Raw genomic sequence first — 21,688 nt, 5'->3', positions numbered from 1 at the left:
ACTAATACTGAGTGCGTCCGCGAGGACATCACACTGTGCCGGACGTAGGGGCCGGTCGTAAGCAAGAACTGAGGGCGGATCCACTGGATCCGCCCTCAGTCATTTCACAACCCGTCACGTGGGAGCGGGCTGGAAACCGCCTGATAGAGCGGGAATCCGCCCCGCAGCATGCCCGCGGACACCGCCGCATACCTCGTGCCGACTGAAGCGGGCTGCCTCAGCGGGAGCCGGAGCGACACCGGCGAACCATCGGCGAGCACCGCCTTGGTCGCACCGGTCTTCGGCATCCCCCCGGTCACCTCGGCGATCACCGGGGCGAGCACGGCTGAACGTCCCGAAGTCGGCTCTCCTGGCTCCAAACCCCCGACGAGACGCACCTGCGGGCCGTCGACGTGGACCAGGATCCGACGGCCGATCCCCGTGTTGTCCACCGGAATTTCGATCTTCGCGCATCCGCCGATGTCGAGGCGGACCAGCGCCTTGGTCGGGCCGACCCGTTCGACGACCATCGCCCGCACCAGGTCGGGATGACGTCCGGTCGCGGCCGCACGGGTCAGCATCACCAGCGGGAACTCGTTGCTCCGCTCACCGAGATCCACCCCGGCCGGGTAGAGCGAGTGGGTGCTTCCCACCGCGGGCCAGCGACCGCCGAACTCCTCGACGATGGCGGTGCCCTGCATCCCCGAGGAGTGCCGGAGTCGCACCACATCCCGGTTGTTCCGCTTCGCCCTGCCCTTGACCTTCCACATGAGCGGCTGGCTCCAACGCTCGAAGGCCGCCCGCGCCACCCGGTCGCGCATCCCATGACCCGTCAGGCCCACCGCGCCGGTCATGGTGGCCAGGGCCGCCTGTCCCAGCAGCAACCAGTGGGCGAGATCCCGGTTGTGCACCGCGGACGAGGCCGCGGCGAAAACCGGCACACCGAGCGACTGCGCGAACTCGAACATCGGCGTGAGGTCTGAGTCCATGCTCAGCAGCACGACAGCCCGAGCCTGTGAGGAGCCATGCCGCACGGCGTAGGCCTCCTCCGCGATAGCACGGGCGCACAGCACGTCAACCTGCTTCTCCTCCGCCTTGCCGTATCGGTCACGGAGGTAGCCTTCGACCACCACGCCTCCCGCCACCCGGATCTGCGCGGCGTAGTCGCAGTTGGCGGCCAGCATGCTCTCCAGGGGGCTGCCCGGCGCGACGTTTCCCTGCGAGCGTGTCCCGGTGGCGGCGATGACCTTCCGGACGTCGAAGCCGTACAGGGCCAGGGCCGAGCAGACCCCGGGCACTGTCGGGTTGCGCGCCACACCCAGCACGGACTTGGCCTGCCCGACGAGATTGCGCGTGTCGATGATCACGACAGCCGGAACCGGGGTGTGAATGGAACCCATGCCGCTCATCGCTCCACACCCTCCACAGGCAGGCTTTACTGCACCGTCAGCAACTCCTGAGAGAAATGATAACAACCCTCTGCGTGATTCATGTCACAGCACGAAGCGGCGCCCGGTTCAGCAGCCTTCCTCCCCGGCGCGGCCCTCCCAATGCGACATGCATGTTACTCATGCGGAAAAAGCAGTATGCTTTCATCATGGATGCCACCTTGCAGGTCAGAGGACTGGACGCGGAGGTAGTCGCCGAACTGAAAGCGAGGGCCGCACGCAAGCGCATGTCACTGTCCGCCTATGTGGCCGACATCCTGACCGAGGTAGCCTCCACTCCCGCCCCCGACACGATCAGAGAACGGCTGGAAGCACTCCGGTCGTTGGGCGGTGGAGCGAGCCACGACGATGTCGTCACCGAGATACGGAAGATCCGCGAGTCGTGATCGTCATCGACAGTTCGGCGCTCATCGAGGCCCTGGCCGGATCCGCCCCCACAGACGAACTGCTGGCGCGCGTCGCGGGAAACCGGCTCCACATCCCCCACCTGCTCGACTACGAGTTCCGCAACGCCCTGCGCGGCCTGCTTCTCGGCGGGAAGATCAGCGAGGCCCGCGCCGAAGGCGCCCGGCTCGTCAAAGCGGGCCTACCCTTCACCCGCCACAGCGACGACGTGACGGCCGGGCGCGCTTGGGACCTGCGGGCCAACTTCAACGGTTACGATGCCACCTACGTCGCCTTGGCCGAAGCCCTGGACTGCGCCCTGGTCACCACGGACGAGAAGATCTACAAGGTGGCCCGCAAGTACATCGACGTCGACCTCTGCTGGTCATGAGTCTCCGCTCGAAGGCCCAGCCCCCCAGCCAGTGTCACCTCTTGGTACGGCTGGCGCGAGCCGGCTTGGCCGGAGCCCACTTGCGCAGGTCGTCGTCAGTCAGTCCGTGCTCCCCCTGGATCTGCTGGCGGTAGGCGGCGAAGAAGTCCACCGGAGAACCGCTGTACATGACGTCGAACTCGTTGTGCCACTGGTAGAGCCACGGCTGGAGTTCGAGCAGGCCCGCGAGGAAGGGCGTGATCTCCTCGGTGGTCATGGGGTGGTTGGTGAAGTAGGTGGCGAGAGCCTGGCCCTGCTCGCGGTGGTCCCAGCCGGCCCAGCCGTAGAGGTCGGGGGTCTGGGTGCTGGTGGCGCCGTAGGAGATGAAGCGCTCCTTCGGCACGTCGAGCTTGCCCCTCGCCGACCAGAAGGAGTTGCGCAGGAAGTCGGCCGACGTGTACTTCGGCGGCACCGGGATCAAGTCGCGGATCTGCTTCTTCGTCTTCACTGCCGGATTGTCGGAGAACTCAGGCGCGGCGTCCTCCTGCCGCTGAAGGTCCCAGACCTCTTCCCAGTCGGCCCGCTTCTTCAGCCCGCTCGGCTTGTAGCGGAGCACGGCCAGGAAAGGAACGTGCTCCGTGGAGATCAGATCGGCGACGACCGCCGACAGATCCCGGCGCGGAGCATAGAGCGCCGCGACGGAAACGAAGTCGTCATCCCGCGAAAGGGCGTCAACCAGGCGCGGAAGCGTGAGAATCGTCGGCTGCCCGTTGTCGTCGAACCAGTGCTCACGCGCCTCGATCCGGTCCAGCAGCCACGAGCGCAGTGCCTTCTCCTGCAGGACATCCCAGCCCTCGGTCGCCCACCGCCGCTTGTACTCCGGCCGCTCCACCATCCCGATCGCCCGCGACGACTCGATCGCGTCGATCCGCTTCTGAACGATCTCCTTGTACGGCTCCGCCCAGTGCTCCGGGATCTCCGTGATGGGCGTGGAGTGGTGCCTGTCGAACCATACTGTCTCTGCTCGGTTGGCTTTCACCCTCTGCGCAAGCACGATTTCGAATGCCCGCTCACCGAGTGCCAATTGTGGTACGTCACCTACTGGTGCGCGCAGATCGTCGGAGTGCAAGTTATAGAGGGAGTAGACCTGCCAGTCCAATTCCTCCTGTAGGGCAATCGTCCGCCCTCGAATGGACTCCCAAGCGGCCTTAGCCTCTCGAAGAACCCTAACCGTCGGAACCACAGCCGACGCAACGGCCGCGGGGCTGGTAGCGGCGAGCTGCTGGGCTAGCTTGTCCAGCTCAGTCCCCAGCTCTGTGGGGTATACGGACGGAAGCGGAAACTCCTCCAGCTTGGTACCTGTGAACTCATAGAACCGCTCCCATTCGTCATGCATGAAGCCGCCCGTCCCCGACTGGCTTCCCTTATCATGGCTCACCATTTTGAGCCAGAGGCAGGCGGCAGAGCTGTTGAGGAGACCGAGCAGGCGCAGGTGGTCCTCCTCGCTCGCCCCCACCCGCAGCTTGATCACCGGCGCAGTTCGGTTGAACAGCCTGCCCGCACGGTCGAGAACAAAGTGGTTATGCGTTGCTACAAAGGCGAATCCGATGCCAAGTTCGGTGGCGAGTTTGCTGGAGTAACTCTCGAGGTGCACATACCAGGGCCTGCCGTTTGCTGTGAGCGTCTTTCCGAAAATCTTCCGGTTGCGTAGCCTTGAGCGGTCACGCCAAAGGTGGCGCGAGATCAGCCGGTCCTTCTCATCAAGCACCTGAAGATTGGTCCGATCGACGTATGGATCACTTACCTGGATAAGCAACCTCAGGCCGAAGTCTCGGATAGAGTCACCCACCACCATCGGACGCACGCGGTCGCTGTACCCGAAACGCTCAACTCCAGCAACGTCGGGCCAGAAGAAGATGTCATCCGCGCCCGTCGAGGTGGTGCGCCCGATGCTTGCTGTAAGTTGCTTGAGAAGCATCACGGCAGAGCCGTTGAGCTGCTCAACCATCTCCAAGCCACCGTCAGCAAGAATCCAGGGTTGCTTGCCAAAATAGCGATCACGCGCGAGGTCGTCTACCGATACCCACTGGCTCACCGATCCGGGAGTGTCGATCTGCTCAAGAATTGCCCGCCAAACCAGACCCTCCTCGGCATTCTCCGGCGCCGACGGCTCGCCCTGAACGCTACGGACTGTCCGCACGGTTTCAGCCCGCAGACGTCCAGTGCGCCTGGTGCCGACGAGAATAACCGTTGGCGTGCCGTGTCCCGGAATATAAGCACCGGAGGTGTCGACCACCTCCGTCAACTCCACCTTTTGGGCGAAGAACTCCTCGATCAGTTTGGTTCCGAATTCACGCTTCATGAACGAGTTGGCCGTTATCTGGCCGATCATGCCATAGCCGCGTCCGTCAGCATCCCCTCGTTTAGCCAGTTCGAAGAACCGTTGCGCGAAGGGCACCGAGAGTGAGTAGCTGCCTGCGCATGCGTCGTAAAGGCCCCGGTAGACCTTGTTCAGGCTGTCGTCAGCCACCTGAACGTACGGCGGGTTTCCTACCACGACGTGGTAGCGGTCCTGCTCTAGAATGCCTGGGTATTCGTGCACATCCTCGGTGGCGTAGGCGAAGTCAGCAAGCGGATCACCTGGGATGTCGTCGCCCAAAATTAGCGGGAGCTGACGGGCTTTGATCAGCGAGTCGCCGACGGCCAGATGGATCGGCCAGTCGTATTTGACTGCTTCCCTTATCGTGCGCATTCCGGCGGCGGCCATTGCGGCGACCAGCAAACGGAAACGAGCGATGGCGACCGCGAACGGGTTGAGGTCCACGCCGTGAACCGAGTCGAGCGCCAGCCGTACCCGCACATGACGATCCCGATCGGCCTGGTGTTCGCCGTACAAACGAATGAGCCGCCGGAAGGCGCCCAGCACGAAGTGACCGGACCCGCAGGTCGGGTCGATCATTTTCAGCTCTTCGTAGCCGAACTCCCGGATCGCCGGCTCCATGGTCCGGTCGAGGATGAACTCCTCGACGAACTCCGGTGTCTGAAGCAGGGCATACGTCTTCCGCGCTGCCTCGGAGAGGTCCTGGTAGAGGTCACCCAGGAACCGGGTGTCCCAGCCCTCGGTGCCGTCCTCGTTCAGCGGATCGGTGAAGTCGTGAACGAGTTCCCCGGTCTCGTCCCGCTCGCGCCAGAATTCGACCAGCTCCCGCGCCCCATCATGTGAGATGGGGATCTGGAACAGCGGGTTGTGCCTGCGATTGAACAGCAGCTCTCCGGCCTGCCCCTCGCTGAGCTCGGCGAAGGCTCGCTCCAGCCACCCGCGATAGGTGGGGTCCGGGTCCTCCTCGACATATGCCTCATATCTGGCCTGCGCGAGGTCACGTCGCTCATCGTCAGGCCCAGTCAGATAAGGCTCCGGGATCAGGCGGTTGTCCTCGCAGAACCGCACGAACACGGTGCCGAGCACCCACGCCACCGCGACCTGCGTCACCCGCTCATCCAGCCAGGAGCTCCACGTGGCAGCAGTCCGCCCCAGCCTGCGTGCCAAGTCATACTCGGACCGCAGCCGCGCGCCGACCTCAGAGACTGCCTTGACCTGCTTACCAAGGTCGGCCTCAACTGCCTTGACCTGGGCCTTCAGGTCATCCCGCAGCAGCCCGCTGTTGATCACTTGGCGTCTCCCGATCCCGTCGTTCCGGCATACTCACCACTCCGGTGGGCGTTGCGCACCCACGAATCCGGCAGCTCGATCCATTCACCCAGCCCGGCCTGGTACGGCACGGCCGCCGTCCCGAGTCGGGGCTCGCGCGCCGCCTCGTTCTGGGGGCAGAGCAGCCACAACCCACGCCGTCCGAGCCGGGCAGTCGCCGCCAGCCGGTCGAGCACGCCCATCGCGTCATACCGGGCGAACACGCCGCCGTCCGTCAGCAGCACCGGCCCGGACCCGCGGTCGAGCAGCTTCTTGATCTGCGGCTCAGCCCGCCCCCAAGCCGTGCGCGCGTATTCAGCGAACTTCAACGCCGCCTTGGTGCCCGGCTCGGCCGCATCAGCCCGCAGAATCGTGTCCCACGTCGGCTTCATCCCGGGCGGCACCAGATCGTGCATGGCCGTCAGGAACAGCTCCGTCACCGACGTAGTCTCAGCCCCGAACCTTTCACCCGCCAGCTCGGCCACCGCCACCTGGCTGAGCCCCGCGCGCACGGTGAGCACCCGGAAGCCGTCGCGCCCGGCGGAGGCGAGCAGCCGTTCCTCGGCGCGCACCGCACCGGCGAGCTGCGGGTCGTCGGCGTAGCGCCTGGCGGCACTGACCCTTGTGGCCTGTCGCCAGGCGCCGACCGTCAGGTAGCTGGACACCTCTTCCATGCGGGTGGGGAGGTAGCGAACGGTCCTGGTGTCTTCCCTGGTGGAGAGAGTGAGGTCGAAGCTCGCTTCGCGCAGGGCCTTGGTCAGCGGCCCCCCGGTGGGGAGTTCCGGCTCACCCTTGACAGTGATCTCCGGGAACCGCGCCAACACCCGCTCGTGGAGGTCGGCGGCGGTCAAACCGGGCTGACGCTCTTCGGGCACGCCGGGAATGAGCCGGACCAGTCCCGCCTGGGTGAGACGCAGCGCCCGCACCAGCGGCAGATCACGGGGGTAGATCTCCAGCCGTGGCGTGACGGCGGCGTTGCGGGAAGCGGCGGCGGCCAGCGCGACCATGCGGCGCTCGTCCCACTCGATCGTCCCCGGCGGCGGGGTGATCGCGCCGAGCTCGCTCAGCACGATGGTCGCGGTAGGCAGAGTGTCGAGCCGGGCCAGCCGGTCGGCGACCTTGCCCAGCCGCTGTGCGTAGTCGAGCAGGCCGGGCGCGGACGGAGTGTCGGGGCCGTCGTTCTCACCCACCTCCAGAGCCAGTAGCCCTGCGCCCAGCCCCTCATGGGCGGCCTCGCGGTTGGGTATGTGCCGGAACTGGCTTGCGGCCGGATCGAGCTGCTCGATCTCGACCACGGCCCGGACGGCGGCCAAGGCCAGTGCCCGGCGCCGCTCACGGCCCTGCAGGCGCGTGCCCCGCCGTACCGCCAGAGTGTCGGCGATCTCGGCGGCCGAGGCGACTCGGCCCAACCCGGCAACCAGCTCCAGGATCTCCTCCCGCAGAGCGGCGACGAGGGGAAGCTTCTGCCAGCGCAGCCGCTGCGTCTTCAACATCTGCGGGATACGGCCGACGCTGAGCCCCAGCGCCTCGGCGACATCCTTCTGCTTGGGCCAGACTCCGATGTTCTGCGGCAGTTCACCACGTTCGTTGGGCAGGCGCAGCAGCAGCCGCACCATTTCGACCTCGTTGCCGTTCGTCCCGTTCTTCTTCAGCTTAGGGACGAAGAGCGAGGCCAGGGTGTCCAGGCTGACCGAGCGCAGAGCGCGCTGCGGCAGCATGTCGGCGTGCTCACCCGTAGCCAGGTTCGTCACAGCCGCCATCTCGACGACGCTGAGCTGCTTCAGCTCCTCGTCGGCCTTGCGGCGGCCCTCCGGGCTGAGCGGGGAGATCGGGACAAGACGCAGCCGCTCGCCCCATTCCCGCTGCCGGCGCTGAATCTCGTTGCGGGTCTTGGCGCCCAGACCGGGAGCGTTGACCAGGTTGCGTTGACTGAAGTCGAGCAGCCCGCCAACGGTGGTGACGCCCAGGCCGTACAGGAAGGATTCGGCTGCCGGGGTCAGGCCCGCAGCCGACAGATGGGTGTCACGGGTGGCCTCGGCGGCGAGCTGATCGCGCTGCTGCTCTGCCGATTCCGGCTCTGCGTCGGCGATCGCAGGGACGGTCGTCTCGTCGGAGGAGGGGTGCCGGGAGATCCGGGGCTTGGACGGGGTGGTCTCCGCCATGTCCAGGAAGATCTTCTTCCAGGCGTCCCGCATCGGCTTGAGCTCGCGGAACCGCTGTGCGACGTCCCGGTGCAGCGCCTTCTGGAAGAAGGCCGCGAGCGCGTCACGGATCGCCGGGTCGAAGGCGTCCACGGCGATCGCCGGGAACGGATGTTCCTGCGGATCGGTCTGACGTGCGGAGACCTTGCCGTCGCCCCACTGGGGCAATTCACCTGAGGCCATCTCGTGCAGGGTCACGGCGACGGCGTAGCGCTCGGCGTGGGCGTCGTAGACCGAGCGGGTGAGCGTGCCGATGAACGGGTCGAGGTAGCCGTCGGTGCCCGCGTCCGTCTCCTGCACCGGGTATCCGGCCAGTGAGAAGTCGATGAGCACCAGTTCGCGGGTGCGGTTGGGGCGCACCCGGATGGCGATGTTGTCGGGCTTGATGTCGCGGTGCCAGACTCCTTCGCCCTCCAGGAAGTCGACCGCGCCGAACAGGTAGTCGCCGTAGGCCTCCAGCTGGTCGATCTGGAGACGGCCGCCCTCCCGCAGCTGCCGCGCGACGGTCTCCTCACGGCGGCGGCTGACGCTGCCGGGCTCCGCCGCGGCGCTGGGGTCGCGCTCGTCACCGACGTACTCCAGGGCCAGCGCGGTACGACCGCCGATGGTCAGTGGCGCGGGCTCCACGAGGCGGATGATCCGCGAGTCGGGTCGCAGCCGGCCCATGACTTCGGCCTCGCGGACCAAGACATCACCGCGGCTGTCGGACAGGGCTACCTTCAGTACGGCAAAGCCGCCTCGGGCCTTGGCCAACAGGTCACGAACGAGGAAGGCCCGGCTGGTCGAGCCGGTACCCAGCCGGCGCCGCACTTCCCAGCGGCCGGCCAGGACGTCACCTGCGACGGCTTCGAGGGGATCCTTCTCTTCGGCGCCGGCTGGCCCCTCCTCGGGCGTGGTGAGGGAATCCTCGACACACTCCAGCATCTCCAGGAACTCGTCGACCGAGGCGAGGCGCTGGGCGGGTCGGTAAGCCGTGGCGGCCTGGACGAGCTCATCGATGTCCTGCGAAAGACCGTCGACCAGCGCGCTGGGGCGCAGGCCCTCTCCCGCTTCCAGTCTGGCCAGCATCTCGGCCTGACTCGCCGCCGGAGGCCGGCCGGTCGCCAGCAGATAAGTGATCACACCGAGCCCGTAGACATCGAGGGCGATCGGGTCGGCGTTGAGCGCGGTCAGCTCGGGAGCAAGGTAGGGATCGGAACCTTCGGCCAGGTGAGTCGCGGACAGAGCAGTAGGAGCGAACCTCGTCATGCCCTGGGACTGACCGCCGCTGCGGTGGGTGGCGATTTGCCAGTCTGAGATCTGAAGACGAGGAGCGAGCCATGCGGCTTCCTCACCGAGGGTCCTGCCCTCGGGGCCGCGGTTGCGCGGTATCACGTGAATCGAGCGAGCAGCCAGAGCTCGATGGTGGATGCGGCTGGAGTGAGCGGAGCGCATGGTCTCGGCGAGCTGCCGCACCAAGGCCATGCGGCCGAGGATGTCGAGCTTTTCGCCGTATTGGACCAGGTATTCGTCCAGCCGCAACGTGTGGGGGTGATAATCGAAGATCAGTGCCGGACCCGCCGAGTGCCCGGACGGGTCGTACTGCTTGAGATGGACTACACCAGGGTGGCGGAAGCGGCGCAGGACCGCAGCCTCGCGGCGGGCGGCATTCTCCACCGACTGCCGAATCGTGGCGTCCGAACCGCGCTCGCGAAGATAAATGCGGACCCGTGCCAGCTCGGGTAGTTCACTGTGGCGGGCCAAATAGTCGGCCCACGTCGGTCCGGTGTCGAAGGACTTGCGTTCGAGTAGGTAGGGCCCGACCTTGTACTCGGCGTCGCTACGACGGATGCCGATCTGCTCCAGCGCGGTCTTGATCTCCCTGGAATCGGTGGGAGTGATCCTTCGGCGGTCGTCACGAGCGGCCTCCAGCAGCATTTTCACGAGTTCGTCGATCGTGAAGACGCCGTTCTGGTCGTTCGGAGATAGCCGTACACGCAGGGAGGAGTCGGTGAAACAGACCGCCGCACTGACCCAGAAGCGCTTGCCGTGGCTGCGCAACAGAGTCGCGAGTTCCTTGGCCTTCTTGTCGGTCAGATGCAGTGGGTTGCCGTGTGGAATCCGTCGGCCGTTCGGAGTGGTCTGCACCCACGTGCCGTTTTCGGTGGTGACGCTGCCGCGCCAGTCTTTCAGCTCGATCATGTGGACGCCGCTGGGGGCAACGACCAGCAGATCGACTTCCCGGACATGACCTGCCTGTGCGGTGAACGTGAAGTTCGACCAGGCTCTCCACGGCTCAGCCTCGGGCAGTTGCTTACGGATGGCCTCGAGGCCGCGGTGCTCGTGGTCGAACTCCGACTCGGTGACTGCGGTCCACCGGCCTTCGAGCATGAGCCAACTCCGCTGATCGTCGTTGCCTTGGCCGCCTCATTCAGCCCGAGTCCCTAGCCTATGCCCAACAGCGGCGGACCAGGGTCCACAGTGGGACTGTTCCGCCGACTCGGTCACTCCGCGAAAGCACCAGCGAGGAGATCGTCGAAGCGCTCCAGATCCTCGGCCGGGCGGTCGATGCCGCGTAGCGGCCCCTGATCCGCGAGGTGGGATTCGGCGTACAGCCGGGCCACCAGAGCCTTCCGATCGCCGAAGCCGTTGCGTTGCTCCCAGCCCGCCTGCTCCAGCAGCAGTGCCGCCGCGTAGACGTCCGCCATGAGCTGGGCCAGCGGAAACAGCCGGGCCTCGGCCACCGTGGGTTCCAACCCCGACCAGACCGTGATCGCCTTACGGAGGTCCTCGACGCGGGTGCGCACCAGCTCTCCGGAGCCCGTGGGCGCCTCGGATACAGCGGACTCCAGGCGCTCCAGGAAGGGTTCGTGAGCCTGCTCGCGCTGCATGGCTCGCCGTACGTCCAGGCAGAGGATGTTGTCGCCGCCCTCCCAGATCGGGTTGACCTGGGCGTCGCGCAGGAGGCGGGCGACGGGCCACTGCTCGATGTAGCCGTTGCCGCCGTGGATCTCGATGGCGTCGCTGGCCGCGGTGACGCCGAGCCTGGCGGCGCGCAGCTTGACCAGGGCGGGCGCCAGGCGCAGCCGTGGGCCGACGTGGCCGTCGAAGACCAGCGCCTGCGCGGCCTCGACCTCGACGATGAGCTCGGCGAGTTTGCGGCGCATGAGCGGCTGTTCGATGAGGGGGCGGCCGAAGGCCTCGCGGGCGGAGGCGTAGCAGAGCGACTCGACCAGGGCGCGGCGGGCGACGCCGACGCCCATCATGGCGACGCCGAGCCTGGAGGCGTTGGTGAGCTTCATCATCGTGCCGAGGCCCGAGCCGGATCCGGAGCCGGCCAGCAGGAATGCCTCGGCGCCGGTGAACTCCACCTCGGCGGAGGCGACCGAGCGGGTGCCGAGCTTGTCCTTGAGTCTCCTGATCCGTACGGCGTTGCGGGACCCGTCGCGCCGCTCCCACAGCACGAGGAACGGCGCGACGTCACCGCCGGGCAGCCTGCCCAGCACCACGAAGGCGGAGCCGTTGGCGTTCGAGGCGAACCACTTCAGGCCGGTCAGGCTCCACGCCTCCCCGTCGGGCTCCGCACGGGCTTCCAGCGCGGCCAGGTCGGAGCCGCCCGTCCGTTCGGTGAACATCTGAGCGGCCTCGCCGGAGTAGAAGCCGTTGGCGAAGATCGAGCGGACCCGATCGCGAACGTCCTCGGGCGCGTGCTTCTCGGCCAGAGAGACCACCATGTCCCCGCCGGTGCCGAGCGCGCAGCCCATCCCGATGTCGGCCTGGTCGAGCAGGTATGTCCAGGCCGCGGCCAGTGCGGTGGGGTTGGCGCCGTTGCGCGTGGCGGCGGCGGCGAACTCCGGCGAGGTGAAGTTGTCGGCCATCAGGGCCTCGCGCGCCGCGGTGAACGACGGCGGCATGACGACCTGGCTGATGTCCCGCCCCCACTTGTCGTACTTCTCCAGGCGCGGCGGGTTGCGGTCGGTCTCCTCCGCATGCGCGGCGATCGGTCCGCCCATGAGCGCGCCGAGGCGGGAAAGGTGGGGTTCGGCCCAGCCGTACCCCTCGCCGAGATGGCGGCGCATCAGCAGTTGGAGCGAGGGATCGCAGGCCCACCAGTCGCGTCCGGCCGCGCCCTGGTAGCGCGAGGTGTCGTAGCGGCCGCTGGAGCCGTCGACGGGTTCGATCAGATAGCTCGCCATGCTCGGAGTGTTACATATAATCGACACGCGATGGAAGACCGTAATACTCTGACCGCCCGCTCCGCCGTCCTGAGCGCTCTGCTCGGCAGCCACCCGCCCAGCCTGCCGAGCAGGGCGCTGGTGCGCGTCGGCGAGGTGTTCGGCATCGCGGAGGGCACCGTGCGGGTGGCCCTGTCACGGATGGTGGCGGCGGGCGACCTGACGCAGGAGGACGGGCGCTACGCGCTGTCAGAGCGGCTGCGCGAACGGCAGGACAGGCAGGACGAGAGCCGTTCACCGCACACCAGGGCGTGGGACGGCACGTGGGAGATCGCGATCGTCACCGCCGAGCGGCGCGCGCCCGCCGACAGGGCGGCGCTACGGCACACGATGACCGTGCTGCGCCTGGCGGAGCTGCGCGAGGGCACCTGGCTACGGCCGGCGAACCTGATCAGGCGGTGGCCGGAGATCGTCACCGCGCAGTGCACCCTCGTGGACGGGACGCCGAGGGAGGACCCGACCGGGTTGTTGTGGGACCTGGAGGGGTGGGCGGCCGAGGCGCGGCGGCTGCTCAAGGCGCTCGACCAGGCGCGCGGGCTGGCGGAGGGGTTCCTGGTCTCGGCGGCGGTGCTGCGCCAGCTGCTGGCCGATCCGCTGCTGCCGCCCGAGCTGCTGCCCGAGGGGTGGCCCGGAGCCGAGCTGCGGGCGCGCTACGACGACTTCGACCGCGACTACCGGCGGGCGCTCCTGCGGCACCTCGAGGGCTGACCGCTCCCCGCCCGGAGCCGCGACTTCAAAGCCCGCGTTCCCCAAGCGCCCAGAGACGCGTTTCGGTCCGGGAGCCGCGTCTCAGAGGGGGACGCCGAAGATGACGCGGCGGTTCCTGAACTCGGTGACGCTCCACACCCGCCCGCCGGACACCGTCAGATCCTCCGGCCCGATCGGGAACGGCCTGATCGTCGCCTTCCCGCCGCCGTCCACGATGAGCCTGCCGTTGGAGCGCGCGTCGACGGTCTGGCTGAGGTACCACCTGCCGCCGGACGACACCGCCCCCTGGATCTTGAGGTGCGGTACGGCGAAGGCGTCCCTCGGCACCCCGTCGCCCAGCGGAAGGTCCCACCGGGCGACCCTCCCCGCGGGCGCCTCGTCGACGTACTCGCCGGACACGAGCGCGTGCGGGGAGGTGCTGCGGTCGACGGCGACGAACGAGAACCGCGCCGCCTCCGGCGTCGCCACGCGCCAGAAGTCCGTCTGCGGGATCACGTACCGATACCCGAACGCGTGGAACTTCCCGCCGTCCCGGCCGATGCGAGTCGGGTCGCCGAGGTCGCCCTGCGCGGCCCGCAGGTCGAGGATGTGGTTGACGTCGAAGACCCGCAACCCCCGCTTGGTGTCGGCGACGTACAGGTGCTCGCCGTACCACGCGATGCCGCCGGCGTGGATGTTGATCGGTCCGTACGACCCGTCGGGCTTGGCCTCGACGAGCAGCGCGTGCTGGTAGCGCAGCGTCACGGGGCTCAGGAACGTCACCCTGATCCCCCGCTCGGCCACCGGCGGCGTCGGCTTGAAGTACCAGCTGGCCACGAACACCGGCGCCCCTGCCGAGCCCGAGTCCTCCCGGCACGTCAGCCCCTGCGGATACCAGTCGGCGGTGTCGTTGTCCTTCTCGTCGAAGGCGTACCAGTCGGCCGGCCTGGGCTGCATCGTGCCGAGCGCGCCGGGGGCGCCCTTGCGCACGCCCTTCCTGTTGGCCTGCTCCAGCACCGCCTCGACCGCGGCCGCCCCGATGTCGGCGGCCAGCCTGGCGGCGCCCTCGGCCAGGGTCCCCGTCGCCCGCCGCAGTGTGAAAGGCGCCTTGTCGGCCGGAACCATCCCCTTGGCAGTCATGTTCCCCTCGACCTCGCGTTACTCGTCCTTTGGGATAGTTTGACGAATGCGAGGGGCTGCTGGTTCGGTTATCGCCACATGTGCACGGGAAAGCCGATTAGCGCGTTCTCGTGATAAAGCCGCACCATCGCCTCAGTGTCACCGTCCAGCTCGGCCATGGCCTCACGCTGCCACGCCGCTCCGGTACGGCCCAGCCGTACCCGCTGGGCGATGATCTCCAGATCGGCGTCGGACGGCTGGACGCCCGCCTTCAGCAGCGCCGCCCTGGCCTCGGGCAGCAGCGACAGCACCAGGTCGGCGGCGAGCACCTCGCGCCCTTCCCAGGTGAGCTTGGCCTGCAGCCCGCCCATGGCCGCGCGGTAGAAGTTCTGGTAGGCGTCGCCGAACGGCAGCCCGGTCAGGTCCCGTTCGGCCAGCGCGAGCGTGAGCCCGAGCAGGAAGGCGGTGTTGGCGGCCATGTCGGCGCAGGTGGGCCCGGCCGGCAGGGCACGGAACTCGATGCGCAGGTGGCCGCCGTCCGCCGGGTCGTAGACGGGCCTGTTCCACTGCCACACCGTGCCCATGTGGAGCCTCAGCTCGGCCAGCTCGCCACCGGACGAGCCGGGCGACAGCGCGGGAATGATCGGCTCGTAGTCGCGCACGCACCGCTCGAACAGTTCATAGGGCCCCTCGCGTACCCAGTCGGAGCCGAAGGTGACGCGGCCGTCCCTGCGGAAGCGGCGGCCGACGTCCCTGTCGTCGGCCGCCTCCTCGAACAGCGCGATCCTGGTCTCCTCCCACAGCCGCCTGCCGAGGAAGAACGGCGAGTTGCCGCACGCGGCGAGCACGGGGCCGATGGCGAGCTGGGCGCCGTTGTAGGTCCTGGCGAAGGAAGACAAGGGTGTGCGCAGGTGGACCTGCCAGGAGGTGTTGGCCGCCTCCAGGATGACGTCCTGCACCTCCAGCTCCAGCTCGTCGATCCGCACGATGAACGGCTCCAGCCGCAGCCGCCGCATCCCCCTGCCCAGCGCCCGGTAGCGGGCCTCGTCGCTGATGGCGGCCTGGGTGAAGTCGCCGGTGCCGAGCGTGGGCAGGATGCCGATCGGCACCGCTCCGCCGCCGCCGAGCGCGCCGACCGCGCCGTCGACCGCCGTGGTCAGTACCTGCGTCTCGGCCGCCAACTCCTCGAAGGGACGCCCTTCCAGCGGCAGCGGCGTGAGATTGGCTTCCACGTTGTAGCGGCCGAGCTCCACGGTCAGCCGCTCGTCACCGAGCAGCTTCAGCACCTCGGCGTTGAGCGGCAGCGGCCGTCCGCGCTCGTCGATCAGGAAGAGCTCGAGCTCGGCTCCGATCGTCGTGGGGCCGGCCCCGAAATCCGGTCTATCGAGCAGCTCGCGTAGCTCGGCCAGCTGCTCGGTCAGGCGTTCGCCGAAGCGGGTGTAGTCAGCCTCGGAGAACCGCTCCTTGTCAACCTCTTGTCCCATGCCCCCCTTACTGTCCGACCAGCAAGGGTCCACACCTCCCGACCTCGATGACCTGCCAGGCCTTGCGCAGGCTGCGGGAGGTCACTCTAAGCTCATGAGATGCGCGCGGTGATGTTCGACCTGTTCGGCGGCGATCTCGACCTGAGGCAGGCGCCCGACCCCTCCCCCTCGTCCCACGGCGTGGTGATCGAGGTGGCGGCGACGGGCCTGTGCAGGAGCGACTGGCACGGCTGGCAGGGCCACGATCCCGACATCGCCTCGCTGCCCCACGTGCCGGGCCACGAGCTGGCGGGCGTGGTCGCGGCGGTCGGCTCCGACGTGCGCGAATGGCGCGAGGGCGACAGGGTCACCGTCCCGTTCATCTGCGCGTGCGGCTCGTGCGCGGCCTGCGCCGCGGGCGAGCAGCAGGTGTGCGAGCGCCAGACGCAGCCGGGCTTCACCCACTGGGGCTCCTTCGCCGACTACGTCGCGATCGACCACGCCGACGTCAACCTCATCGCGCTGCCGGAGGAGATGGCCTTCACCACGGCCGCCAGCCTCGGCTGCCGCTTCGCCACCGCCTTCCGCGCCGTCGCGCACGTCGGCGAGGTCAAGCCGGGCGAGTGGGTGGCCGTGCACGGCTGCGGCGGCGTGGGCCTGTCGGCCATCATGATCGCCACCGCGGCGGGGGCGAGGGTCGTGGCCGTCGACGTCAGCACCGACGCGCTCCACCTGGCCGAGCGCGCCGGCGCCACCCACTTCGTCAACGCCTCGTCGGGCGATGCCGCCGCCCAGGTGCGGGAGCTGACCAGGGGTGGCGCCCACCTGTCCCTTGACGCGCTCGGCAGCCCCTCGGCGGCCGCCGCCTCGATCGAGAGCCTGCGCCGCAGGGGCCGCCACGTGCAGGTCGGGCTGCTGCCCGACGAGCGGACGCCGCTGCCCATGGGCCGGGTGATCGCCCACGAGCTGCGCCTGCTCGGCAGCCACGGCATGGCCGCCCACGCCTACGGGCCGATGCTGGAGCTGATCAGGGCGGGCATCCTCCACCCCGACCAGCTCGTCACCCGCACGATCGGCCTGGCCGACGCGGGCAAGGCGCTGGCCTCGATCGGATCGGTGCCGGGCGTGACGATGATCACCCCATGAGACGCGGGATCACGACCTGAGCCGGCGGACCGGCAGCGTCCCGCCCCACTGCTTGATCGCCTGCTCGTCGGCGAAGGCGAGCGCGCGCATCATGTTGCCGCCGTCGCTGCTGTCGACGGCGCGCCGCAGCCTGGTCCGCATCGCCTCGGGCAACTGCGTGGTGCCCGCCTCGATCGTGTCGCCGTAGTGCGGCGCGTAGGTCACCCCCGTGAATCCGGTACGGCGCAGCAGCGTCGGCAGCGTGCGCGAGGAGTAGAACATGAGGTGGTTCTTGGTGAAGCCGCTCCACTCCGACTCGTAGGCCTTGAGCAGCAACGAGCCGGCGTTCACCGTGAGGATCAGCAGCACCCCGCCGGGCGCCAGCAGACTGCGGAACCGCTCGAAGTCCTCCAACGGCCTCGGCAGGTGGGCCAGCACCGACCACAGCGTGATGACGTCGAACCCGCCCGCGGCGATCTCCGGCACGTCCTCGGGCGCGCCGAAGTAGGCCTTGGCGTGCGACAGCCTGGCGTTGGCCTGCTCGACGGAGTCGGGTGACAGGTCCACGCCGACGGCCTCGAAGCCGCGCTGCTCGGCCAGCTCGAGGAACAGTCCCGCGCCGCAGCCGAAGTCGAGCAGCCGCCTGCCCTTGCCGTCGTCGAACACCGGGGAGAAGGCGTCCATGGTGAGGCGGTAGCGGCGCTGCCTGTTGGCGGCGTACTTGCCGGTCAGGAAGCTGCTGTAGGAGTTGGCGTAGAGGTCGCCGAGCCGTTCGGGCCTGACGTTGGGATTGCGGTAGAGGAAGCCGCACGAGGGGCACCGCACGACGCGGTAGCGCCAGCCCTTCCCGCCGGTCGGCTCGAACATCGGCTGCTGGCGCGATTCGCCGCACATCATGCAGGAGAGAAACTCCTCGATCTCCCCGAGCGGCACCTTGCGCCGGTACTCCTCCAGGGGCACGGTCTTCGCCCCCGCGATCTTGATGCGCCACTGAGCCTCGCGGACGAGACGCTCGCCAGGGCGGACGTAGACCCGCTGCCCCCATGGCACCTTGTCGTAGCGGGATCCGAACAGCAGTTTGGCGACTGCGCGCTTGACCGAGACCATCGACACCTCACCTGTGTACGCCCCGAGTCGTTTTCCGGGTTAGATGTGCATTCCCGATAATTGGTTCTGATCGCTATTCGGCACACCAAGCCCCCATAAAGTGACACTCATGGACTACACACGGCTTGGCAATACCGGTCTGAGAGTCTCCAGGCTCTGCCTGGGCATGATGAGCTACGGCGACCCCTCGCAGTGGGAATGGGTGCTCACGCAGGAGCAGGCCGAACCGATCGTGCGTCGGGCGGCCGAGGCGGGCGTCACCTTCTTCGACACCGCCGACGTCTACACCGGGGGCGCCAGCGAGGTCGTCACCGGCAACCTGCTGCGCGACATCTTCCCCCGGCGTGAGGACTACGTGCTGGCGACGAAGGTCTATTTCCCCGTCGGCAAGGGCTCCAACGACCGGGGCCTTTCCCGCAAGCACATCCACGCGGCGATCGACGCCTCGCTGGAGCGGCTCGGCACCGACTACGTGGACCTGTACCAGATCCACCGGTGGGACGACGAGACGCCCATCGAGGAGACCATGGAGGCGCTGCACGACGTGGTCAAGGCGGGCAAGGCGCGCTACATCGGCGCCTCGTCCATGTGGGCGTGGCAGTTCGCGAAGGCGCAGCACGTCGCCGCGACCAACGGCTGGACGCGCTTCGTCGCGATGCAGCCCCACTACAACCTCCTCTACCGAGAAGAGGAGAGGGAGATGCTGCCGCTCTGCGCCGACCAGGGCGTCGGGGTGATCCCGTGGAGTCCGCTGGCGCGCGGCGTGCTGGCGCGCGCGGGTTCGGCCGCGGCCGGTACGGCGCGCAGCGGCGCGGACGGCAGGATCGACTACCTGTACGACGCGGACAACGACCGGCTCATCCTTGAGCGGGTGGCCGAGGTGGCTCGCGACAGGGAACTGCCGGCCGCGCAGGTGGCGCTGGCGTGGCTGCTGGCGCAGCCGGGGGTGACGGCCCCGATCGTCGGCGCGACCAAGGACCGGCACGTGGACGACGCGGTCGCGGCGGTGTCCGTGGAGCTCAGCGAGAAGGAGCTCGCCTTCCTCGCCGAGCCGTACCGCCCGCGCGAGGTGCGCTTCTAGCGGTTTCCGCGGGCGTGCCCGGTTTTCTCGGGTACGGCAAAGCCGGGCCGAGGCCACCGTGGTCCGCCGGTGACCGCCCGTCCGTCACACCACTCCAGCGGGACTCCGGCGGGCCGCCGTCACGTCGCGCGCAAACCCCGTGATGCGGGAGCCGGGCCGTCAGGGGGGTACGGCCCGGCTCGCGCGGGTGCGGCGTGGGCGAGGGGGGACGCCCACGCAGCCCGTCTACGGGGTCAGGACCTTCGCCGAGGACGCGGTCCAGAACAGCGCCCTGGCCACCTGCGGGAACAGTCCCTTGGGGTGGTTGCGGAACATCGGCTCGGTGCCGAAGAGCACCACGGCCGCGCCGCGCTCGTCCCTGCCGCTGACCACCGCGGCCTGTCCCCTGGCGGCCTCGGGACCGCCGGTGCCGTCGGGGTTGGCCCGCCAGTGGCCCGACACCAGCGGCCCTTCGGCGGTGTAGGACTGCTCCACCTTCACCTCGGGGCCGAGCGCGGTGAACCAGCGCGGCGAGTACACGAACGCGTGCGCGGGCGAGCCCGCGCCGACCGGGCCGGTGGTGGAGGACACCGTGACCACGCCGTTGGCGTCGCCGCGTCCGGCCACCGCGGTGGCGGTCAGCAGCCCGGCCGCGGCGTTGAAGTTCGCGCCGGTGCCGCCGCGGGTGACGACGCCGCCCTTGGCCAGGAAGGAGTCGAGCGCCGCCTTGGCCGCCGGGTTGAGCGCGCCGTACGACAGCCCGCTGGAGACGAACAGGACGTCGGCGCCGCTCCAGTCGAAGCCCGCGTTCAGCACGGCGGTCGAGACGGGAGTGACGGCGAAGCCCAGCTCGCGCAGCGTGAACAGCTCGTCGGCGGAGACCGCCGCGGCGATGCGCACGCTGGACAGCGGGGTGCCCGAGGTCTGTCCCGCCCTGGTGAACGGCGCGCCGTACCGGTCGGCGACGGTCCTGGCGGCCGCGCGCGCCGAGGCGGGCACGATCGCGGTGCCGTCGGCGGCCAGCGTGACGGCCACGCCCTGGCCGAGCAGGTCGTTGAGCGCCCGCACCGCCTTGGCGTCGTCCAGCTTCAGGGCGAGCGGCCCGTTGCCGTGCGGCACCGAGCCGGTGGGCGAGGCCGCCTTGACCGGCACGGCCGCCGCGTGGAAGCGCCGGTCGGTGACCGGGTCGGCGCTCGCGCCCCACAGCAGGGCGTGGCTCCAGCCGGAGATGTCGTACATCGCGTCGACCCGCTGGCTGATGTCGGCGCCGGCCTCCAGCATGACGTTGGCCATGCCGCGCTTCGGCTGGCGCATGTCGACGACGTACGTGCCCGCCGGGTAGGTCCTGCCGTTGGCGCGGAACGGCAGGACCGCCTTGTCGACCCGCACGTCGTTGGCGATGAGGTGGTCGACCAGGCGCCCGGCCGCGGGGCCGGTGGCGGGGATGGCGTAGGCGCGGGGGTAGGTGGTGTTGTAGACGTCCTCGGGGCCGAAGCCCGGCACGATGCCGAGCGGCACCTGCTTGGACGGCTCGCCCGCCGCGCCGCGCCTGAACATCTCGATCTGGTCGCCGACCAGCTTCTCCCTGTTGTTCTGGACGAAGGTGTAGGTCGCCCTGATCGCGGCCGAGGCGATGTCGACGTTGATGCGGCTGCGGCGCTGCAGTTCGGCCACGGGCTGGTTGTTGTAGTCGCCGCCGTTGACCCGCATCGGGAACTCGATGGTGTGCGAGGCGACCGCGCCGTGGAAGGGGGCGTACTGCGGGGTGAAGATCGGCGGCCAGTCGTCCCAGCCCTCGACGGAGTCGCGGAAGGGGATCTGCGGCGGGAACGTGCCGTCCTTCTCGGGGGTGTAGCCGAGTGCGAGGATGGCCTGCTCGATGCCGAGCGCGTTGGCGTAGGCGTTCCTGATGAACAGGTCGTACTCGTAGTTGGCGCCGTGCGGCGGGGTCGTGGGCTCGACCAGGGTGCCGTTGACGTAGCCGTGCAGGTCGATCATGACGACCGGCTGGTTGTCGATCATGATCTGGCGCATCGCCCGCGTCTCCGGCTGGGAGGCGGTGACGAAGTCGCGGTTGAGGTCGAAGCCGTTGCCGTTGGGCCGCTGGCCGAGCACGCGGCCGTCGGGGTTGGCGGTGATGTTGAAGTACAGGCGGGTGTGCGCGAGCAGGTCCTTGATCTGGGGCGAGGTGCTGGTGGCCAGCTCCTCGATGACGCGCAGGTTGGCGTCGGTCCCCTCCCACTCGTTGCCATGGATGTTGCCGTTGACGAAGACCGGCGCCTTGTACTTCCTGGTCTGGATACGGTCGCCGCTTTCGATCTGCCGGCGCATCCGCTCCTGCCTGCGCGTCTCGGCGGCGCTCTCGGGGGCGGTGACCGTGACCAGGTACATGTCGCGGCCCCCCGCCGAGCGGCCGACGACCTCGGCGCTGACCCTGTCGCCGACGGCCTGGAGCTGGTTGAGCTTGGCGGCGATGGCGTGGTGCGGGATGAGGCCGAGCTTGATGGAGGCGTCCGCGGGATTGTCCGGCGGGATCGGGAGCGTGGTCCTGCGCGGGTAGCCGCGGTCGTGGTCGGGGCGCCAGGTCAGCTCGGGCGTCGACTCGGGCGCGAGCTCGCGCGCGGTCGTGGCCGTGGACTCGGCGACTCCCGCGGCCTCCTCGTTGCGGTCGGCGCCGTTGCCGAAGTCCCTGACGGGAGGTGTGGGGTCGGCGGTGGCCGTACCGGAGGGAAGGAGCAGGACAGACAGCAGAGGGATCAGAACACGTAAGCGCACGGAGTTCCTCCAGAAGGTTCTCCTCCGTTCGTACTGATCGCAGCCGTTGTGACACAAGGGGCGACATT

13 protein-coding genes are annotated in these 21,688 nt (G+C 68.7%); 5 read left to right on the top strand and 8 right to left on the bottom strand.

The window, feature by feature from the left end; all coding sequences use genetic code 11:
* Positions 1 to 104 precede the first annotated feature (104 nt).
* Positions 105 to 1,379: a hypothetical protein gene (locus tag ACFXJ8_RS13380; protein ID WP_379644133.1), complete on the bottom strand. Its 1,275-nt coding sequence runs from the start codon at positions 1,377 to 1,379 to the stop codon at positions 105 to 107.
* A gap of 197 nt (positions 1,380 to 1,576) precedes the next feature.
* Here ACFXJ8_RS13380 and ACFXJ8_RS13375 point away from each other — a divergent pair, with 197 nt between their 5' ends.
* Together ACFXJ8_RS13375 and ACFXJ8_RS13370 are read left to right on the top strand one after the other, a co-directional pair.
* Positions 1,577 to 1,813, top strand: coding sequence for a toxin-antitoxin system (locus ACFXJ8_RS13375; RefSeq protein ID WP_379644132.1), 237 nt, complete (start codon positions 1,577 to 1,579; stop codon positions 1,811 to 1,813).
* Entirely contained in the window at positions 1,810 to 2,202 is a 393-nt protein-coding gene (locus ACFXJ8_RS13370) for a type II toxin-antitoxin system VapC family toxin (protein ID WP_379644131.1), read from the top strand. Before ACFXJ8_RS13375 ends, ACFXJ8_RS13370 begins: the two co-directional genes overlap by 4 nt.
* Before the next feature lie 34 nt (positions 2,203 to 2,236).
* On the opposite strand, the gene pglX is transcribed toward ACFXJ8_RS13370, so the two are convergent.
* From pglX to ACFXJ8_RS13355, 3 genes are all read right to left on the bottom strand, one after another.
* On the bottom strand, positions 2,237 to 5,851 hold the full coding sequence (gene pglX, locus ACFXJ8_RS13365) for a BREX-2 system adenine-specific DNA-methyltransferase PglX (protein WP_379644130.1): 3,615 nt from the start codon (positions 5,849 to 5,851) through the stop codon (positions 2,237 to 2,239).
* Entirely contained in the window at positions 5,848 to 10,440 is a 4,593-nt protein-coding gene (gene pglW, locus ACFXJ8_RS13360; RefSeq protein ID WP_379644129.1) for a BREX system serine/threonine kinase PglW, read from the bottom strand. Before pglW ends, pglX begins: the two co-directional genes overlap by 4 nt.
* A gap of 113 nt (positions 10,441 to 10,553) precedes the next feature.
* Positions 10,554 to 12,245, bottom strand: a complete 1,692-nt coding sequence (locus tag ACFXJ8_RS13355) for an acyl-CoA dehydrogenase family protein (RefSeq protein WP_379644128.1) — start codon at positions 12,243 to 12,245, stop codon at positions 10,554 to 10,556.
* A 30-nt stretch (positions 12,246 to 12,275) separates the two neighbouring features.
* On the opposite strand from ACFXJ8_RS13355, the gene ACFXJ8_RS13350 reads away from it, so the two are divergent.
* Positions 12,276 to 12,992 (top strand): PaaX family transcriptional regulator C-terminal domain-containing protein, encoded by a 717-nt coding sequence (locus ACFXJ8_RS13350; RefSeq protein WP_379644127.1) that lies wholly within the window; start codon positions 12,276 to 12,278, stop codon positions 12,990 to 12,992.
* Positions 12,993 to 13,073: 81 nt separating this feature from the next.
* Here ACFXJ8_RS13350 and ACFXJ8_RS13345 read toward each other — a convergent pair whose 3' ends face one another.
* Entirely contained in the window at positions 13,074 to 14,111 is a 1,038-nt protein-coding gene (locus ACFXJ8_RS13345) for a hypothetical protein (protein WP_379644126.1), read from the bottom strand.
* 68 nt (positions 14,112 to 14,179) lie between these two features.
* The gene (locus ACFXJ8_RS13340) at positions 14,180 to 15,574 is read right to left on the bottom strand and encodes a glutamate--cysteine ligase (protein WP_379644125.1); all 1,395 of its coding nucleotides are present in this window, start codon (positions 15,572 to 15,574) and stop codon (positions 14,180 to 14,182) included.
* Between the two features lie 99 nt (positions 15,575 to 15,673).
* On the opposite strand from ACFXJ8_RS13340, the gene ACFXJ8_RS13335 reads away from it, so the two are divergent.
* Positions 15,674 to 16,699, top strand: a complete 1,026-nt coding sequence (locus ACFXJ8_RS13335) for a zinc-dependent alcohol dehydrogenase family protein (RefSeq protein WP_379644124.1) — start codon at positions 15,674 to 15,676, stop codon at positions 16,697 to 16,699.
* A 9-nt stretch (positions 16,700 to 16,708) separates the two neighbouring features.
* Here ACFXJ8_RS13335 and ACFXJ8_RS13330 read toward each other — a convergent pair whose 3' ends face one another.
* Positions 16,709 to 17,785, bottom strand: coding sequence for a class I SAM-dependent methyltransferase (locus tag ACFXJ8_RS13330; RefSeq protein ID WP_379644270.1), 1,077 nt, complete (start codon positions 17,783 to 17,785; stop codon positions 16,709 to 16,711).
* 109 nt (positions 17,786 to 17,894) lie between these two features.
* Here ACFXJ8_RS13330 and ACFXJ8_RS13325 point away from each other — a divergent pair, with 109 nt between their 5' ends.
* Positions 17,895 to 18,866 carry an aldo/keto reductase gene (locus tag ACFXJ8_RS13325; RefSeq protein ID WP_379644123.1) on the top strand — a complete coding sequence of 324 codons (972 nt, stop codon included), beginning with the start codon at positions 17,895 to 17,897 and terminating at the stop codon, positions 18,864 to 18,866.
* A 225-nt stretch (positions 18,867 to 19,091) separates the two neighbouring features.
* Here ACFXJ8_RS13325 and ACFXJ8_RS13320 read toward each other — a convergent pair whose 3' ends face one another.
* Positions 19,092 to 21,620: a M14 family zinc carboxypeptidase gene (locus ACFXJ8_RS13320; RefSeq protein WP_379644122.1), complete on the bottom strand. Its 2,529-nt coding sequence runs from the start codon at positions 21,618 to 21,620 to the stop codon at positions 19,092 to 19,094.
* Positions 21,621 to 21,688: the final 68 nt, after the last annotated feature.

The sequence above is a fragment of the Nonomuraea sp. NPDC059194 genome, from assembly GCF_042754765.1.
Taxonomy (GTDB): Bacteria; Actinomycetota; Actinomycetes; order Streptosporangiales; family Streptosporangiaceae; genus Nonomuraea.
Note: the sequence above shows the minus strand (reverse complement) of the source record. Positions and strands in the feature narration are given on the sequence as shown.

Bases quoted from the DNA above. Each gene is read 5' to 3' on its own strand.
- ACFXJ8_RS13380 (WP_379644133.1), bottom strand. From the start codon at position 1,379: ATGGGTTCCATTCACACCCCGGTTCCGGCTGTCGTGATCATCGACACG.
- ACFXJ8_RS13375 (WP_379644132.1), top strand. From the start codon at position 1,577: ATGGATGCCACCTTGCAGGTCAGAGGACTGGACGCGGAGGTAGTCGCC.
- pglW (WP_379644129.1), bottom strand. From the start codon at position 10,440: ATGCTCGAAGGCCGGTGGACCGCAGTCACCGAGTCGGAGTTCGACCAC.
- ACFXJ8_RS13355 (WP_379644128.1), bottom strand. From the start codon at position 12,245: ATGGCGAGCTATCTGATCGAACCCGTCGACGGCTCCAGCGGCCGCTAC.
- ACFXJ8_RS13350 (WP_379644127.1), top strand. From the start codon at position 12,276: ATGGAAGACCGTAATACTCTGACCGCCCGCTCCGCCGTCCTGAGCGCT.
- ACFXJ8_RS13345 (WP_379644126.1), bottom strand. From the start codon at position 14,111: ATGACTGCCAAGGGGATGGTTCCGGCCGACAAGGCGCCTTTCACACTG.
- ACFXJ8_RS13340 (WP_379644125.1), bottom strand. From the start codon at position 15,574: ATGGGACAAGAGGTTGACAAGGAGCGGTTCTCCGAGGCTGACTACACC.
- ACFXJ8_RS13335 (WP_379644124.1), top strand. From the start codon at position 15,674: ATGCGCGCGGTGATGTTCGACCTGTTCGGCGGCGATCTCGACCTGAGG.
- ACFXJ8_RS13330 (WP_379644270.1), bottom strand. From the start codon at position 17,785: ATGGTCTCGGTCAAGCGCGCAGTCGCCAAACTGCTGTTCGGATCCCGC.
- ACFXJ8_RS13325 (WP_379644123.1), top strand. From the start codon at position 17,895: ATGGACTACACACGGCTTGGCAATACCGGTCTGAGAGTCTCCAGGCTC.